Origin of the sequence: Mycolicibacterium arenosum, from assembly GCF_024320865.1 — a bacterium.
Classification (GTDB): Bacteria; Actinomycetota; Actinomycetes; order Mycobacteriales; family Mycobacteriaceae; genus Mycobacterium; species Mycobacterium arenosum.
In genome coordinates this window covers 1-1,095 of the sequence record NZ_JANDBD010000035.1, presented here as the reverse complement: position 1 = coordinate 1,095, position 1,095 = coordinate 1, and the positions used below count along the sequence as shown (strand labels likewise).

1 protein-coding gene is annotated in these 1,095 nt (G+C 65.2%); it reads left to right on the top strand.

Annotated features, from left to right (window positions below):
* Window positions 1-107 precede the first annotated feature (107 nt).
* Window positions 108-1,095: IS481 family transposase (locus tag NM203_RS33055; RefSeq protein WP_255065291.1), on the top strand; the 988-nt coding region annotated here is incomplete at its 3' end.

The window sequence follows — 1,095 nt, the reverse complement described above, 5'->3', positions numbered from 1 at the left end:
TGTACTGACCACGGACGTTGGTGACGGCGTGGTGAGGTGACAAGACGAAGACCTCCGGGTGAAGTGCGAGCTGTCTAGGAACGCACCAACTCACCTCGGAGGTCTTCGTGGTTCACCGTAATGCCCCTTTGTCCGAAACCGGTCGTCTGCGGCTGGCTCGATGCGTCGTTGATGACGGGTGGTCGCGTCGACGCGCAGCCGAACGCTTCCAGGTGTCGGTGACCACCGTCTGTCGGTGGGTGGACCGCTACCTCGAGTTGGGAGAGGCCGGGATGGCCGACCGCAGCTCACGACCGCATCACAGCCCCAACCGCACCCCGACGCGGACCGAGCGGCGCATCATCGGCGTGCGCGTCACCCGCCGCTGGGGACCCGCTCGGATCGCTTACCTGCTGCGACTGAACGTCTCCACGGTGCACAACGTGCTGCGTCGCTACCGCATCGCCCGGCTGCGCTGGCTCGACCGCGGCACCGGGCGGGTGATCCGTCGGATGGAATCGGCGGCCTGCGGGGATCTGGTGCACGTCGATGTCAAGAAGCTGGGCAAGATCCCCGCCGGCGGCGGCTGGCGCATGCTCGGACGAGCCGTCGGGAAGCGCAACTCCCAGGCCGACAAGGGTTCGGGACGGCGCAACAAGTACCGCCAACCAGTGCGGGGATATCACTTCCTGCACACGGCCCTGGACGCGCATTCGCGGCTGGCCTACTCCGAATTGCTGGCCGACGAACGCAAGGAGACCGCCGCCGAGTTCTGGGAACGGGCCAACGCCTGGTTCATCGCGCAGGGGATCGTTGTTCGAAAGGTATTGACCGACAACGGATCCTGCTACAGATCGCATGCCTTTCGAAAGGCGCTGGGAGATGACATCGAGCACCGCCGAACTCGGCCGTATCGGCCGCAGACCAACGGCAAGGTGGAGCGCTTCCACCGGACCCTGGCCGACGAGTGGGCATACGCCCGGCTCTACACCAGCGACGAACAACGATGCCAGGAGTATCCCCGCTGGTTGCACACCTACAATCACCACCGCGGCCACACAGCACTCGGCGGTCAACCACCAGCCAGCCGTGTACCTAACCTCTCAGGTCAGTACA